The sequence below is a fragment of the Streptomyces sp. DH37 genome, from assembly GCF_029813835.1.
Lineage (GTDB): Bacteria > Actinomycetota > Actinomycetes > Streptomycetales > Streptomycetaceae > Streptomyces.
The window spans coordinates 139,208-153,933 of record NZ_JARVKV010000005.1; the positions used below are offsets into that span (position 1 = coordinate 139,208).

A 14,726-nucleotide genomic window follows, 5' to 3' on the forward strand; every position below is an offset into this window, starting at 1 on the left:
CCGCGGGCGACCCCGCCGTCGGACGTGCGTTCCAGCTCCCGTTCTCCGGTGACGACGTGCCTCGCCATCCGCCGACCGTGCGTAAAGGGCGCCTCGGCAGGTGACCGGCAGCGTTCAGGGGCTTGCGGGCCGGCCGGTCGGCGTGTGCGGGCCGGCGGTCCCTCCCCGCGCCCCGGTGCGCCGGTGGTCTGGCCTTGGCATGTGCCACGGGCGAGAGGAGATTTGATCCGACAAACCGACCGGGCTGTCACTTCCTCTCTGACCAGGAGGTCTTCATGCTGCTCACGCGTGCCTGCACCACCGTGGCCGTGGCCGCCGCCCTGTTCGCCGCCGCCGGGACCGCGACGGCCGCCCCCACCGTCAGCCGGTTCGACGACGGCAGCTTCGAGTACCCCGCGGTCGCGGCGAACAGCTTCCAGAGCTTCGCCACCGGTGCCTCCATGGGGCCGTGGAGGGTCACCTCCGGAGCGGTGGACCTGATCGGCGCCGGATTCTGGCAGGCCGCCGAGGGCGACCAGTCCCTCGACCTCAACGCCACCGTCCCGGCGACCGTGGCGCAGACCTTCACCACCACCCCGGGCAAGACCTACACCGTCACCTACTCCCTCGCCGCCAACCCGGGCGGCGGACCGCAGGTGAAAACCGGCAGGGCCCTCGTCGACGGCCAGAACTTCCAGGACTTCTCCTTCGACATCACCGGCAAGACCTTCGCCGACATGGGTTACGTGACCCGGCAGTTCACCTTCGTCGCCAACAACCCCACCACCACCCTCGCCTTCGCCAGCACCACCCCCAACAGCGCCCACGGCCCCGTCATCGATGACGTGCGGGTCCACACCTGCTGCTCCGACTCCTGCTGCCGCTGACCTCCGGCAACCGGGCGCCGTGACGCCGCCGGGGCGGGGCCGGCGGGCCCGGTCGAGGTGCCGCTGGACGCGAGCGGGCGGCCGGTGCGGTTTCCGCCACCGGCCGCCCACCGGTACGTCACCGACCGGGCGGGGGTACGGCCGGCACGGGCCGTCCTCGTCGCCACGCACCCCCGGGACGTCGTCGGCCCACCGGCCGCCGACCGCCGAGGGACCCGAGCCGCCCGGTCCGGCCCCTCGCGCCGGGCCGGGTCGTGCCCGCAGGGCTTCCAGGCCGGCGCCCGCCGCCGTGCCGGCGGGCGTACAGGGGGAGCGGCCCGGAGCGCGTCGTCCTCTCGCCGATCACGGTGAAGTGGTCCGCACAGCAGGTGGCGCCGAGCGCGCGGGCGGTGCCGCCGCACACCGGCACCGGCCTGCCGGTGGGGAAGCGGTGGTGGCCGCCGGCCTTCCGTGACCCCCGGTGCGGGCCGGCGCGGCGCGACGGCCTTCGGGGAGCCGCTCAGCCCGTCGGCCGAGGCGGTCCGGGCTCCTCGCTCGGTCGGCGACCGCATGAGTGCTTAGCCGTTTGCCTAATGCTTATAGGCATGTGCATAATCTCTTCAGGTGAGTGAGGAGAAGGCTATGGCACGGGCGGGGCTGACGACGGAACGCCTGATCCGGGCGGGAGCGGAATTGGCCGACGAGGTGGGATTCGAGCAGGTGACCCTCTCGGCGCTCGCCAGGCGGTTCGACGTCAAGGTCGCGAGCCTGTACTCGCACCTGAGGAACTCCCAGGAGCTCAAGACCGGGATCGCCCTGCTCGCCCTGGGGGAACTCGCCGACCGGGCCGCCGACGCCCTGGCCGGGCGGGCCGGCAAGGACGCCCTGGCCGCCTTCGCGAACGTCTACCGCGACTACGCCCGGGAGCACCCCGGCCGCTACGCCGCGGCGCGGCTCCGGCTCGACCCGGACACGGCGGCCGCGAGCGCCGGGGGCAGGCACGCGCAGATGATGCGGGCGATCCTGCGCGGCTACGACCTGGCGGAACCGGACCAGACGCACGCCGTCCGGCTGCTGGGCAGCGTCTTCCACGGCTACGTCAGCCTGGAGACGGCCGGCGGCTTCAGCCACAGCGCTCCCGGCGCGCAGGAGACCTGGCCGTGGATCCTGGACCGCCTCGACGACCTGCTGCGAAACCGGCCCACCACCTGAACGCCGCCGTCGCATCCCCACGGGCCGCCGGCGCACGGCCACGGCCACGGCGTATCGGCGCATCCGCGCTTCGGCGTACCGGCGCTTCGGCGCAGACAAACGACTCGGACATCTCGACCAACGGGCTGAGGCCATGGACACCAAGCACAACTGGATCACCACACCCGTCACCACGGACCTCCTGCGCGGCGCCCTGGACCTGGAACGCACCGCGCACGGCGTCCTGCCGCACCGGCTGCCCGCCCGGGCCCGCGCCCAGTGCGCCGACGGGCAGCTCGCCATGGCCGAGTCCCAGCCCTCCGGCGTCCGGCTGGCCTTCCGCACCCGGGCCACCGCCGTGGAACTGGACGCGCTGCCCACCAAGCGGGTCTACACGGGCGCCCCGCCCCGGCCCGACGGCGTCTACGACCTGCTCGTCGACGGCCGCCTGGCCGGCCGGGCCAGCGTGGCCGGCGGCAACACCCTGACCATCGACATGGCCACCGGGACCACCGAACACCGGCCCGGCCCGGTCGGCACCCTCCGCTTCACCGGCCTGCCCGCCGGGGCCAAGGACGTCGAGATCTGGCTCCCGCACAACGAGACCACCGAACTCGTCGCCCTGCGCACCGACGCCCCCGTCGAGCCCGCACCGGACCGGGGCCGTGCGGTCTGGCTGCACCACGGCAGCTCGATCAGCCACGGCTCGGACGCCGCGAGCCCGACCACCACCTGGCCCGCCCTCGCCGCCGCCCTCGCCGGCGTGGAACTGATCAATCTGGGCCTGGGCGGCAGCGCCCTGCTCGACCCGTTCACCGCCCGCGTCCTGCGCGACACCCCCGCCGACCTGATCAGCGTCAAGATCGGCATCAACCTGGTCAACAGCGACCTGATGCGCCTGCGCGCCTTCACCCCCGCCGTCCACGGCTTCCTCGACACCATCCGCGAAGGCCACCCCACCACACCCCTGCTGGTCGTCTCGCCGATCCTGTGTCCCATCCACGAGGACACCCCCGGCCCCAGCGCCCCGGACTTCGCCGCCCTCAGCGCCGGACAGGTGCGGTTCCGGGCCACGGGCGACCCCGCGGAGCGGGCGAACGGGAAGCTCACCCTGGGCGTCATCCGGGACGAGCTGGCCCGGATCGTGGAGCAGCGGGCGGCCGAGGACGCGAACCTGCACCACCTCGACGGTCGCGACCTCTACGGCGAGGCCGACTCCGCCGAACTGCCGCTGCCCGACCGGCTCCACCCCGACGCCGCCACCCACCGCCGCATCGGCGAACGCTTCGTCGGGCTGGTCTTCGGCGCCGGCGGGCCCTTCGCGCCCCCCGGCGCCTGAACGGGGCTCCCGGCCCGGGGGACCGGTGCCGCGTCCGGCAGCGTTCGCCCCGGGCGTCGCCACCGGGTCCGGCCTGAGGGGATCAGGAGCAGCCCGCGTCCGTTCAGGGCCGGGTCCCGGCGCACCGGATAGTCCCCCCCCCCCCCCCCGAGCACCGGCGGGTCCCAGCGGACCGGCGGATGGACGGTGCTCAGCGGTCGTTCGACACCACCGTCGAGGCCGCCCGGGACCGCGTCACCCCTCCGGCCCGTCCACCGGCCGCGAGCAGGTGGCAGGACCCCGGTGTCACCGGCGTCCCCACGGCCGCCGCCGCCCGCCCGGGGGCGCGACCCGCCGGACCGCGCACGCGGCGGTCACCGTGTGCTCGTGGTCCGGTCGACGTCCGCCGGGCGGTCGCCGGGGAGCGGCGCGCGGGCCCGGGCCCGGCGGTACAGCAGGAGGGCGCCGACCAGGGTGACGGCCAGCGGGACGGCTCCCGACAGCAGCACGAGCGTCCGGCTGGTGAGCGGGCCCGCCGGTGTCCCCAGGATGAACCCCGCCGTGACGGAGAGGTTGGCCATGACGCGGTAGTACGCCCACGCCTGCCCCTGCACCGACGGGCTGACCTGCTGGTGCACCAGGTTCCGCACGGCGACGCCGTGCAGCCCGTTGCCGAACCCCCCGCACAGGAAGGCCACCACCACGGCGGCGGTGACCGGCACCGCGCCGGCCGCCAGCAGTCCCAGGGAGATCAGCGCGGCACCGGCCAGGGCCAGCGCCGGCTGCCGGACCTCGAAGCGGCGCAGCCCGGCCGCCATCGCCCCCGGCACGCTCCCCACCGCCCAGCTCGCCACCACCAGCCCGTAGGCCGTGTCGCTCGCCGTGACGTCCTGGAGGTAGAACACCCCCGCCACGCCCTCCACGCTGGTGCCCACCATGACGGCGGCGAGGACCGGCAGCAGGGGAGCGATCAGGGGAGCGCCGCGCAGGGCGCGGAACCCGTCCGTGATCCCCGCGGTGGGCTTGCGCAGCAGCCCGGTGTGCACCGCCCGGCGGGGCCGCGGCACGCTCAGCGCCGCGGCCAGCGCGAGGACCACGAACGACCCCCCGTTGAGGGCGAGCAGCACGTCCGTGCCCGCGGTGACGTACAGCAGCCCGCCGAGGGCGGGCCCGAGGATGCCGGCGACCGAGCCGGCGGCGCCCACGGCGGCGTTCGCCGAGGTCAGCCGGTCGGCCTTCACCACGGTGGGCAGGAGTTTGAAACCCGCGGACGCCGCGGCCGTCCCCAGGACGGAGGCGGCGCCGACCAGGGCCACCCGAGCGCCGAACGAGGAGGTCGGGACCGCGGCCAGGAACACGGCCGCCTGGCCGGCCAGCGTGGCGATCCACACCTTCCGCGCATCCCAGCGGTCCACGAGGAGGCCGAGCAGGGGCGCCAGCACGATCGGCGGGAGCAGGGCCGCCAGGTGGACGAGCGTGACGTTCCAGGGGTGCCCGGTGCGGGCCGCGTCCAGCACCAGCGCCATCGTGGCGACCGCGTCACCGATCTGGGAGACGGCCGTGCTGACGACCAGGCAGGGGAGCCGCCACCGAGGGGGCAGCAGGATCACGGTTTCGTCCTCACGCGTCCGGCCGGGCGCCGGGCGCCCGGTCCGGCGGAGGCTGGGTGCGGGTCGCGCGGAGCAGCAGCACGTCGCAGACCCATCCCTGGGCCCCTCCTCCCTCGACCTCCACGGTCCGGCGGTCGTGCGGTTCCAGACCCTCCCCACCGGCGAGTTCCAGGATCTCCTCGGAGGACCAGACCCGCTCGTCGCGGACGCCGAGGAGGCCCGGATGGCCGATGCGTTCACCGTCGTGGCCCTCGACGAAGAAGTTGTGCCGCAACCGGTGGGTCCGGTGATCGTAATCCATGCCGCGCCACATCATCCGGCGCGTTCCGAGGGCGTCCCGGTAGGGGACGGCGTCGACGACACGGCCGATCGAGCGGAAGTTGTCGCGCACCGAGGCGGGGAAGACCGTGACGGCGGCGCAGCCGCCCGGGGCGAGCGTCGCGGCCATGGAGCGCAGCACGGCGCGGGCCGCGTCCTCCCGGGGGAAGCCGTTGATGGTCACCGCGGACAGCAGGGTGAGGTCGAAGGCGCCGCGCAGGGAGTCGGGCACCGCGGTGATGTCCCCCCGCACCGCCCGCGGCCCGGGGGTGTCCCGGAAGCGCTCGGCGAAGGCCCGGTGCGCGTCGGCGGAGCTCTCCAGGCCGACGAGGCGCAGGCCGGGACGGCGCCGGGCCAGGTGCCACAGCACGCGCCCCTCGCCGCAGCCGACGTCGAGGACGCTTCCGCCGCCGGTGGTGTCGACGCAGTCCACGAACGCGTCGATGTCCCAGGTCTGCGGCCAGGCGCTGACCCGTTCGAACTCGTAGAACGCGCCCTCGTAGTAGGAGATGACGCCGGTCTGCGGGCACTCCTCCTTGATGCGCCGGAACGGCCCGAAGAGGACCTCCGCGTCGTACCCGCTCATCCGACCCGCTCCTTCGCTCCGAGGGCGTCCACCCTCTCGACCTGCTCCTGCGCGTCCCGCAGGTAGTTCCCGGGGTCGTGGTGCCCGAGGTCCCGGACGGCCCGGTCGTGCAGGGCCATGACGTCGTTCAGCCACCGGGCCATGGCGTGCCCGTCCGGGCCCAGACTGGCGCGGAAGGCCCGGGACTCCGTCAGCCGTGCGAAGAAGCGGGCACGCCTCCAGTACTCGTCGAGCCTCTCCGCGGCCCCGGTGTGGCCCCGGCTCTCCAGCCGGGTGAAGAGTTCCAGCAGGTGGCAGTAGACGTGGAGCGTGGAGACGACGCGCAGGGCGTCCATGTCGCGCCGGCGGCCGTCGATGAGCGTCCAGGGGATGCCGAAGACCGGACCCGCCGTGTAGTCGTAGGACGGGTCGGCGATCCGCCGGCAGACCAGCAGGTCGTAGTACTTCTGGTGGCAGGCCTCGTGGAAGACCATGTCCGCGGTGGCGACGGGGTCGTCCAGGTGGTCCGCGGAGATCACGGAGACGTACGGCATGGGGACGACGAAGGCCGACACCACGGACTCGCTGCTGATGAGCATGGCCCCGTGGACGCTGCGCACCACCGAGGCCCCGAGCTCCCCGACGGTGTCGTACAGCGACCGGAGTCCCTCGCCCACCCGCGACGCGTGCGAGGCGTCCGCGTCCACGAAGCGGTACGCGGCCGGCAGGTCGCGGCGGGCCGCCTCCAGCAGGTGACGGCCGGCGGCGTGCCGCTGCCACAGGGAGGCCAGCAGATAGGGCCGCCCGTCCGCGACGGGCGCGTCCGCGGCGACGTGGTCCTGCGGCGGAACGCTGCTGAGCAGGTCGTACCCCGACCGCATCCCGCGGGTGGCCCCCTCGACGTCGCCGCGGCTCAGCAACTGGTGGGCGCGGTGGACCACGGCGCGCCGGATTCCCGGCGCGGCCAGGGACGGCCGCGCCGCCGGGTCCGGGAGCCGGACCCCCGTGTGCTCCTCGAGGGCCGCCTCCACGCCGCCGTAGAACGCGGCCACATCGCGGGCGATGCCCAGCGGCTCGCCGAACATACCGGTCAGCAACAGCTCGGAGGCTGTCGGGGTGACGTGTACGGGCACTGCTTCGCCTCTCGTTCTCGGTGCTTTCCCTCTCCGTCCCGGACCTCCGGCCCCGGACCCCCGGCCCCGGGCGCTCCGCCCCGGACCACGGACGCGCGGTGTGCCGGCCGGGGCCGGCACACCGCGCGCCGCTTCCGCCGCCATGGGCGGGGGAGGGTCAGGCGCGCTGCGGGTACTGCGCGGACGCCTGGACCTCGGGCGCGACCACGGTCGCCTGGGGAAGGTCCTCGGACTCCAGGGCCTCGCCCACCAGCTCCTCGATGCTGAGGGTGCTCTCCATGCCAATCACCTCCTTCCGGTGGCTCGTCCCTCCGCCCGCCCGGACGGGCCGGCGGTGTCCTCGGAGCGGCGGCACGCGCTCAGGCGTCCACCACGTCGATGACCCCCGAGGCGCGCAGCGCCGTCAGGGCGGCGTGGACGCTCTCGTCCGACGCCTGCTCGGACACGCCCCGTGCGCGCGTCAGCTCACGGTGCCTGGTCAGGACCTCACCCACCGTCGGGCGGTCCTCGCACAGCCTGAGGGCGAGGACCGTCCGGGCGTCGAGCATGACGGCCAGGGGCGGCCGGCTCGCGAAGAGGAAGTACCGTCCCTTGACGGACATCGGTTCCAGGCGGTGCTCGCCCCGCGTCGTCACGAGGACGCGTGCGGTCGCCGCGAACGGGTCGGTCGTGGCCGGGGATCGGCTCATGCGGTCACCAGTTCCTGTTCGGTCATGTCGGGCACGGGGAAGGGGCGCCAGTCGAGGGACAGTTCGCCGGGCGTGTCCTGGAGCGGCCGGAGGCAGGCGGAGGCCAGCCAGTCCCGCATCGCCCGGCCGTCGGCGCCCAGTTGCCCGTCCACGCGCTCGAAGCGCAGGGCGCTCTCCAGGAAGGCCGCGCGCTCGAAGTTGCGCTGGGCGCGACGGGCCAGGTCGGCCGTCTCCGGCGCCGACGGGGACGCGGCGCCGAGCGCCGCGACGTAGTAGGCGGCCAGGTGGGCGTAGACGTGGAGGGTGGACAGCAGCCGCGCCGCGTTGAAGTTCCGCCGCCCGCCGTCCGAGGGGGACCACGGCAGGTACACCCGGGGGCTGGCCGCGTCGGTGTACCCGTCGGCCATCAGCCGGCGTGTGAGGCGGGCGATGTTCCACTTCTCGTGGAGCGACTCGTGGAGCAGCGCCTCCCCGACGACAGGGGAGGGCCGTGCGAGCAGTTCCCGGCTGACCATGATCATTTCGGGGAGCTGCACGGCGTGCATGCTGGGGATGGAGCACCGCAGGACGAGGACGGTGGAGACGAAGGGGAACGTCGTGGCGGCGACGGCGGGCAGGAGCGCGTGCGCGGTGGACAGCCCCGTGTCGACGGCCGCCGCCTCACCGGACGAGGGCGTGTGGGGGTCGATGGCGCCGGTGAACCCGCTGTAGGCCAGGACCTCCCGGGCGACGCGCAGCACCGCCGACGGCGCCGGGTCGGCGGCCCAGTCGGTCAGCAGCCCGGGGTCCCCCTCCGCCGCGCGGCGACGGACGATGCTCCGCGCCCGGGTGCGGCGGTGGCTTCCGAGGTCGGGCAGCGGAGAGTCGCTCAGGGTCCGGAACGGCACCGGGGGCTGCCGCACCATGTCCAGCGCGCTGCGGCCGAAGCTCGACGGCAGGGGGTCGAACCCGCTTCCCTCGGGGCCGTTCCAGGGCGGAGGGGCCTCCATCGCGTGCGCCCACGCCACCCCCGTGTAGTAGAGCTCCTTGTCGCGCAGCAACCCGTCCGCGTCGCCGAAGGGGCCGACGGCGAGTTCCCTGTCGATCCGGTCCGCGAGACCGGCATAGGTCTTCATCTCTTCCTCACCACTGGTCAGGGGTGGCGTCCGCACCGGGCCGGTGCGGACGCGGTGGTCACCTGGCATGGGCGGCCGACCGCTCGCCGGAAGCCGATGGTTCGTCCGCGTCGGTGGTCGTTCACCGCTCCGTCCGCGGACGGAGCGTCGCCGTCCGCGGGAGCGGGCGCTGTCGCGGGTGTGCACCGGTGAGGTGGCGCGCGCCGCCACCGGGTCGGCGGGCCGGGAGGCGCCGCCGAGCGGTTCCGCGGCGGGACGGGCGGCGACCGCGAACGGTTCCCGTGCCCGGCGAGGAATTATCGGCGGCCGTCGCGACTTCACTGGTACAGGGCAAAGGATTTCCCCCTTTCCGGCTCCGGTGGGCCTTTGCCCGCCGGACCCGTCGCATCCATGGTGCACGGGGGAATCCGCGGAAGACATACGCACAAGTGCGAATGGACGGGGAAGGGAAATAGATGGCGATCCTGTCGGCGCGCGACTACGAGCACATGCTCGACCTGGCTGTGAACATACTCCGCAGCCATGAGCCGTCCGACCTGTGGCCGCTGCTCACGGAGGAACTGCTCCGCGCGTTAAGTGGAACTCTGGGATTGGTCAAGGACGAGAACTGGACCACACGTGAAGGAGTTGTGCGGGCGTGGAAGCCCGGCGAGGCCGAGGAGGAGTCCCTCGACGAGGTGACGCGCCGTCTGGTGCGTGACGGTTATCCCTTCGCGGACCACTACGGCGCCTCCGCCGACCGGGCCCCGCTCACGGCCGTCGACATCGTCGGCGAGACGGCGTGGCGCAACAGCGAGAACCGGAGCCTGGCGCGGCGGGCGTTCGACACCCGCGACGTCCTGGGCCTGCCGCTGCCGGATTCCCGCAGGCCGGTCCGCGGTTTCCTCATACACCGCGACAGGGAGTTCACCGACCGGGAGCGCGAGTACGCCCGCCGCGTCCAGCCGCTCATCGCCGGCGCCGACGCGCACCGGCGGCACCTGCTGCGCTGGCGGGCCTCCCAGCCCGCCGGGCCCCAGGCCCCCGACCCCTCCCGGCTCTCCGCCGAGTACGGGCTGACGCCCCGCGAGATCACGGTGCTCACCCTGCTGGGCGACGCCCTGTCCGCCACCGCCATGGGCCGCCGCCTGGGCATCTCCCACCGGACCGTGCACAAGCACATCGAAAACATCTACCGGAAACTGGGCACGTCGGACCGCCTGTCCACCGTCCTGCGCGCACGCGACCTCGGCCTGCTGGGCCGGGGCGGCGCGTCGGGCGCGGCCGGACCGGCCTCGTCCCCGGCGGGGACCGGGAAGGCCGGGAGGGCGCCGGGACGGGACACCGCGCGGTTCCTGAGGGGCCCGGCCCGGTGATGCCGGAGGCTGTGCCCCCGAGCGGAGGCCGGGGTGCGCCGGTGCCGGGGAGGCGCCCCGCCGAGCCGTTCCGCCGTGAGACCCCGGACACCGGGACGGGAGCCGGCGGTCGACGGCCGCCGGGCCGGCGGGGAAACGGCACGCTCGTCGACGAGGCGCGGGGACGCCTGCTCGCGCACCGCCCGGGAGGAGCCGGCGCCGGTCCCGACTCCGCGTACGGCCCGGACGCCGACGCACGATCCCACCAGTACACCGCGCATGAGGGACGACTTCGAGAAAAAGCCTTCAATGCGGTGAAAGAGGGAGAGATCGTCCAGTATTCCGTCAGGGTCATTCAGGAGGGGGTGGAACCGATTCCCGTCAAGCTATTTTTTCGAGACGTGCGCCGGCCGGGGATTCGAACTCACCGGCTCCTTGGGAAATCCCGCCGCCGGAGCACGGACGGCTCCGCCCCGGTAACGAATGAGCGGAGGACTTCCCCCGTCACGCACCACTCCCGAACGCCCGGTGGAGATCGAGGCGCTGTTCCCCGAACCGTCCCGCCGCCGGAGCACCGCCACGCGCCCCCGCGCCCCGGCACGCCCACCGCGCACCGGAGCCCGGGGGGCGGGCCCCGGTGGGCGGCCCCCTCCTGTGGTCGGCGGACGAGTCCGAGCCGGTGTGCCGGGGCACCACCGGCGCAGCCGCGGGGGCCGGCCGGGGGATTTCACCGGGTGCGCACGGCTCGGGGCTCGCCGTGCGCACCCCCTCCGGAGCCTGTTCCCACGGTCTGGAACGGGACACGCCGCCCCCGCTGTCGCGCGGCCAGACCTTGCCCTCCGGCTCATGAACTCCAGGCGGAGAAGCAGGAGGCCCTTCTCCGCCGGACGCAGGGACGGCTGTTCCCCGGACATCGAAGCCGTGGGGAGTCCGCTGCCGATGTCGACCTGTCGACCTGTCAATAGAGAGGCGGTGCATCGAGGTTCCATCACGCATCCGGGTCCCGGAGGACGAGGCGCATGTTCATGACGCGGGTGCTGTCGTTCACGACGACCACGCTCGACCGGTGCCCGTGGACGTCGACGCGTTCGGCGTACGCCTTCTCCTCGTCCGAGGCGGCGCGCCACTCCTCTCGGGCGGTCCGCTGCTCGGCTCTGGTGCCGAGGACCGGCCCGCCGAGCGCCGCGACGACGGTGGCGACCGCCACCAGGGCTCTCCCGTGCCGGCCTGCCGGCCGTCGCGGCTCTCGAAGCCGGCGGCTCCGGCAGCCGCGCTGCGGGAGCCGGCCCACCCGCCGGGCGGGCCGACGACGGGACGCGCCCAGGCGCCCAGGCGCCGCTCGCGGTCAGCGCTTGACGCGGTTGCGGACGGCGAGGACGGCCAGGCATGTGAGCCGCTCGGGGAGGAGGATGCCCGGGCAGCCCGTCGGATCGGCCCCGGGGTCGGCCCCCCGGCCGCAGTGCGGCCAGAAGACCGGTGCCGGAGAGGGATCGGGACTCGAAGGCGTCATGCCTCGAGGACGCCCGGGCACGGCCGGGCAGTTGCCCCCACGCCGGCGGCCGAGGGGCCCACGGGGGCCGGCTGTACGCGTCCCGGCGGTCTCTGTATGCGCTCCGAGCCGTGTCGCGGCGCGGCTCTGCCGCGTTGCGGCTTGTGTGGAAGGACACGACGTGAGCGAACACGAGACGGACGACGACACACAGCTTGGGTTCGAACGCGGTACGGGGGTGCTGTACGCGTTCGGCCGGCAGGTGAAGCGGTTCCGGATGCGCGTGGGCACGAGCCGCGAGGAACTCGGCTCGGCGACGGGCTACTCGCCCATGACCATCGCCGCGTTCGAACAGGGACGCCGCATCCCGCCGGACCAGTTCATCGACAAGGCCGACGAGGTGCTGGACGCGAGCGGCGTCCTCAAGGAGATGAAGGGGGAGATCCGCAAGACCCGGTACCCGCTCTTCTTCCGGGGCGCGGCGAAGTTGGAGAGCGAGGCCGAACAACTGCACTTCTACGACACGCACGTGGTCAACGGACTGTTGCAGACAGAGGAGTACGCGCGATGCTCCTTCGAGATGCGCCAACCCGCGCTGGACGAGGAGACGATCGAGCGGTACGTGGCGGCCCGCATGGCCCGACAGGAGATCTTCGACAAGGGATCTGCACCGCTGATGAGTTACGTCATGGAAGAGGTGGTGCTACGACGTCCCATCGGTGGCCTCGGCGTCATGCGGGACCAGTTGGAGCGAATCCTCAACATCGGACGGAGGCGGAACGTAGCCGTACAGGTGATGCCGACGGACCGCGAGGAACACGCCGGGCTGGCAGGGCCGTTCAGCCTGATCGAAACTCGCGAGGGCCGACGCATCGCCTATGCCGAGGTGCAAAGGTCCAGCACCCTGTACACGGAACGAAAGTCGGTCCGCGAACTCGAAGCGCAGTATGGGATCATCCGTGCTCAGGCGCTCACTCCGAGTGAGTCGATGGCCTTCGTCGAGAGGTTGCTGGGAGAGACATGAGGGATCGAGAGTCGAAGCCGAGCACGGCGGAACTGGCCTGGTTCAAGAGCAGCTACAGCAGTAACGAAGGTGGCCAGTGCGTCGAGGTCGCCACCCGCCCCGAAATCGTCCGCGTACGGGACTCCAAGGACACGGCCCGGCCCGGCCTGGCGGTCGGCCCGGACGCGTGGGCGTCCTTCCTCGGCCTGGCGTCCCGCTCGCACGTCTGACGCTCGCGTCGCGCCTGTGCCCTGTGCTCCCACACGGCCTCGGGAGCACAGGGCACAGACCCGTTTCACGGACTGCGGCCGGCGCCCGGTCCCGGGCAGCCTCTCAGCAGACCCGGACCCCGTCGATCATGTTGTCCCAGGGGGTGTTCTGGAGGTCGTCCTCCGTGTGGTAGGCGTGGCTGTCGAACTTGTAGACCCAGGACCCCTGCCAGTTGTAGAACTTGGCCCTCGTGCCGGAGCTCTGGTTGTTCTTGTACGAGGTGAGGCGGTCGTTGAAGCCGTAGTCGCTCAGGTCGCGGAAGGCGCACTTGTAGAACGACAGCTTGTCGCCGTCCCAGAAGTCGCCCGACCACAGGCACAGGTAGCCGGAGGAACAGCTGCTGTCGGCCGCCGCGCCGGGCGAGGACAGCGTGATGCTCGCGCTGCCGTCCTCGGTCCGGATCTCGTTGTAGTTCACCTGCAGGGCCGGGACCCCGAGGTCCGCCAGGCGGGCGTCCACCCGGTCCTGCAGCCGGGCCGCCTGCCGGGCCGTGAGCCCCGCGGCGCCTGCCTCAGCCGCGTACACCGACTCGGCCGGCGGTGCGGCCCGGTCCGTGGCGACCGCGGCGCCGCTGCCGACGCCGATCGCCAGCGCCATACCCGACAGCAGGGCCGTCGTGCGCTTCGTGGTCTTGGTCATGGGCTTCATGCGGTTCCCTCCGTTGCGGTTGTCCCTCACCAGCAGGTTCGGGCCGCGGGCACCCGTCGCGCACCACTCTTTGGTCTCAGCCACATCGAACCCTCAGCAGGCGACGCCCCAGCGGCGTCACCGTGTGCAGCACGTGCTTGCCGTCGCGGCGGCTCGTCAGCAGTCCCGCTTCCCGCAGCACCGCCAACTGCTGGCTGGCGCTCGGCAGGGAGACGCCCACCGCCGCCGCCAGTTCCGATGTGGTGCCGCAGTCGTGCGCCGCCGCCTCGTGGAGCAGGGAAGCCCGTGTGGGGCCGACGAGCCGGGTGAGTTCGGTGGCGGCGGCAGCCGGGACCGGGGCGACCGCCTTGTCCGCCGGGTAGACCAGCACCGGCCGCAGGCCCTCGTCGATCAGGGTGATCGGCCGCCGCCAGCAGAAGTACGAGGGGACCAGCAGCAGGCCGCGCCCTTCCAGCCGCAGATCCCGTTCGACCGGGTAGTCCGTCTCCAGGACGGGCGGACGCCACACCGCCATGGGCCGGAACGTGTCCAGCAGGGCCCGTGTCCCGCCGGTCACCAGGGCACGGGACCGCCATGAGACGTCAGCGCTGACGGCCGCGCCGATCCGGTCCCACGCGGGCGCCAGGAACGCTTCGTGGTAGGTCCGCAGTCCGTCGCCCAGCAGACGCAGCGCCTCCACGTCGCCCCGTGCCAGCGCCGCGCCCGCGAAGGGTTTCTCGCCCGCTGTCGTCAACATGGCGATCTCGCGGCGCAGTTGGCGGCGGGGGGCGGCCTGCACCCGGTCGATTCCAGCGGCCAGGCTGATGCTCTCGCCCTCAAGGGGCGGGGTCAGGAAGTCCGGGATGTAGGTGCCGTGCGGCACCAGGGTGCGCAGCGTCCGCGCCGCCCAGCGAGGTGCTCCGCCACGCTGGACGCGCGCACGGACCATCCGCCGCCACGGGTCGAAGGCGAGGGGGCCCTCCTTGGTCTGGAGCCGGCAGATGCTGCAGACGATCTCCCAGAGCGGGTCGGGGCTCCGGGCGATCCGGATGTTCTCCAGGTCCTGACCGGTGAAGTGGATCCGCAGCAACGGCTTCCCCCGATGTCGTGGATGCTGAATGCGTACGGTCAAGGCTGAAGGACCCGCGTACCCAAATGGTTGATGTGGGATAAACGAGTACGGGATCGAGCGTCGTCCGACTTCGAAACCGCAGCTCAT

16 protein-coding genes are annotated in these 14,726 nt (G+C 73.2%); 6 read left to right on the forward strand and 10 right to left on the reverse strand.

The window, feature by feature from the left end; genetic code table 11:
- The first annotated feature begins 275 nt into the window (after positions 1 to 275).
- The 3 genes from QC029_RS04535 (at position 276) to QC029_RS04545 (ending at position 3,375) form a co-directional block, all read left to right on the forward strand.
- On the forward strand, positions 276 to 866 hold the full coding sequence (locus QC029_RS04535; protein ID WP_279554052.1) for a choice-of-anchor C family protein: 591 nt from the start codon (positions 276 to 278) through the stop codon (positions 864 to 866).
- 621 nt (positions 867 to 1,487) lie between these two features.
- Complete coding sequence (locus QC029_RS04540; RefSeq protein ID WP_279554053.1) at positions 1,488 to 2,057, forward strand: TetR/AcrR family transcriptional regulator; 570 nt, start codon at positions 1,488 to 1,490, stop codon at positions 2,055 to 2,057.
- Positions 2,058 to 2,190: 133 nt separating this feature from the next.
- Entirely contained in the window at positions 2,191 to 3,375 is a 1,185-nt protein-coding gene (locus QC029_RS04545; protein WP_279554054.1) for a GDSL-type esterase/lipase family protein, read from the forward strand.
- A gap of 353 nt (positions 3,376 to 3,728) precedes the next feature.
- On the opposite strand, the gene QC029_RS04555 is transcribed toward QC029_RS04545, so the two are convergent.
- The 6 genes from QC029_RS04555 to QC029_RS04580 form a co-directional block, all read right to left on the reverse strand.
- Entirely contained in the window at positions 3,729 to 4,964 is a 1,236-nt protein-coding gene (locus tag QC029_RS04555; protein WP_279554055.1) for an MFS transporter, read from the reverse strand.
- Between the two features lie 10 nt (positions 4,965 to 4,974).
- Complete coding sequence (locus QC029_RS04560; protein ID WP_279554056.1) at positions 4,975 to 5,868, reverse strand: trans-aconitate 2-methyltransferase; 894 nt, start codon at positions 5,866 to 5,868, stop codon at positions 4,975 to 4,977.
- Entirely contained in the window at positions 5,865 to 6,980 is a 1,116-nt protein-coding gene (locus QC029_RS04565; protein ID WP_279554057.1) for a hypothetical protein, read from the reverse strand. Before QC029_RS04565 ends, QC029_RS04560 begins: the two co-directional genes overlap by 4 nt.
- 157 nt (positions 6,981 to 7,137) lie before the next feature.
- A complete protein-coding gene (locus QC029_RS04570; RefSeq protein WP_279554058.1) occupies positions 7,138 to 7,260 on the reverse strand; it encodes a hypothetical protein in 123 nt (40 codons plus the stop codon).
- Positions 7,261 to 7,339: 79 nt separating this feature from the next.
- Positions 7,340 to 7,669 (reverse strand): hypothetical protein, encoded by a 330-nt coding sequence (locus QC029_RS04575; protein WP_279554059.1) that lies wholly within the window; start codon positions 7,667 to 7,669, stop codon positions 7,340 to 7,342.
- Positions 7,666 to 8,784 carry a hypothetical protein gene (locus QC029_RS04580; RefSeq protein ID WP_279554060.1) on the reverse strand — a complete coding sequence of 373 codons (1,119 nt, stop codon included), beginning with the start codon at positions 8,782 to 8,784 and terminating at the stop codon, positions 7,666 to 7,668. The genes QC029_RS04575 and QC029_RS04580 overlap by 4 nt, the downstream gene beginning before the upstream one ends.
- 455 nt (positions 8,785 to 9,239) lie before the next feature.
- On the opposite strand from QC029_RS04580, the gene QC029_RS04585 reads away from it, so the two are divergent.
- Entirely contained in the window at positions 9,240 to 10,139 is a 900-nt protein-coding gene (locus QC029_RS04585; RefSeq protein ID WP_279554061.1) for a LuxR C-terminal-related transcriptional regulator, read from the forward strand.
- Between the two features lie 967 nt (positions 10,140 to 11,106).
- Here the strand turns inward: QC029_RS04585 and QC029_RS04590 are convergent.
- Positions 11,107 to 11,325, reverse strand: coding sequence for a hypothetical protein (locus QC029_RS04590; RefSeq protein WP_279554063.1), 219 nt, complete (start codon positions 11,323 to 11,325; stop codon positions 11,107 to 11,109).
- A 138-nt stretch (positions 11,326 to 11,463) separates the two neighbouring features.
- A complete protein-coding gene (locus QC029_RS04595) occupies positions 11,464 to 11,628 on the reverse strand; it encodes a hypothetical protein (RefSeq protein ID WP_279554064.1) in 165 nt (54 codons plus the stop codon).
- Positions 11,629 to 11,788: 160 nt separating this feature from the next.
- Here QC029_RS04595 and QC029_RS04600 point away from each other — a divergent pair, with 160 nt between their 5' ends.
- Both QC029_RS04600 and QC029_RS04605 read left to right on the forward strand, forming a co-directional pair.
- On the forward strand, positions 11,789 to 12,631 hold the full coding sequence (locus QC029_RS04600; RefSeq protein WP_279554065.1) for a helix-turn-helix transcriptional regulator: 843 nt from the start codon (positions 11,789 to 11,791) through the stop codon (positions 12,629 to 12,631).
- Positions 12,628 to 12,840: a DUF397 domain-containing protein gene (locus QC029_RS04605; protein WP_279554066.1), complete on the forward strand. Its 213-nt coding sequence runs from the start codon at positions 12,628 to 12,630 to the stop codon at positions 12,838 to 12,840. Before QC029_RS04600 ends, QC029_RS04605 begins: the two co-directional genes overlap by 4 nt.
- Positions 12,841 to 12,943: 103 nt before the next feature.
- Here the strand turns inward: QC029_RS04605 and QC029_RS04610 are convergent, their stop codons facing one another.
- Positions 12,944 to 13,612, reverse strand: a complete 669-nt coding sequence (locus QC029_RS04610; protein WP_279554067.1) for a peptidase inhibitor family I36 protein — start codon at positions 13,610 to 13,612, stop codon at positions 12,944 to 12,946.
- Positions 13,605 to 14,597, reverse strand: coding sequence for a helix-turn-helix transcriptional regulator (locus tag QC029_RS04615; protein WP_279554068.1), 993 nt, complete (start codon positions 14,595 to 14,597; stop codon positions 13,605 to 13,607). The genes QC029_RS04610 and QC029_RS04615 overlap by 8 nt, the downstream gene beginning before the upstream one ends.
- Between the last annotated feature and the right edge of the window lie 129 nt (positions 14,598 to 14,726).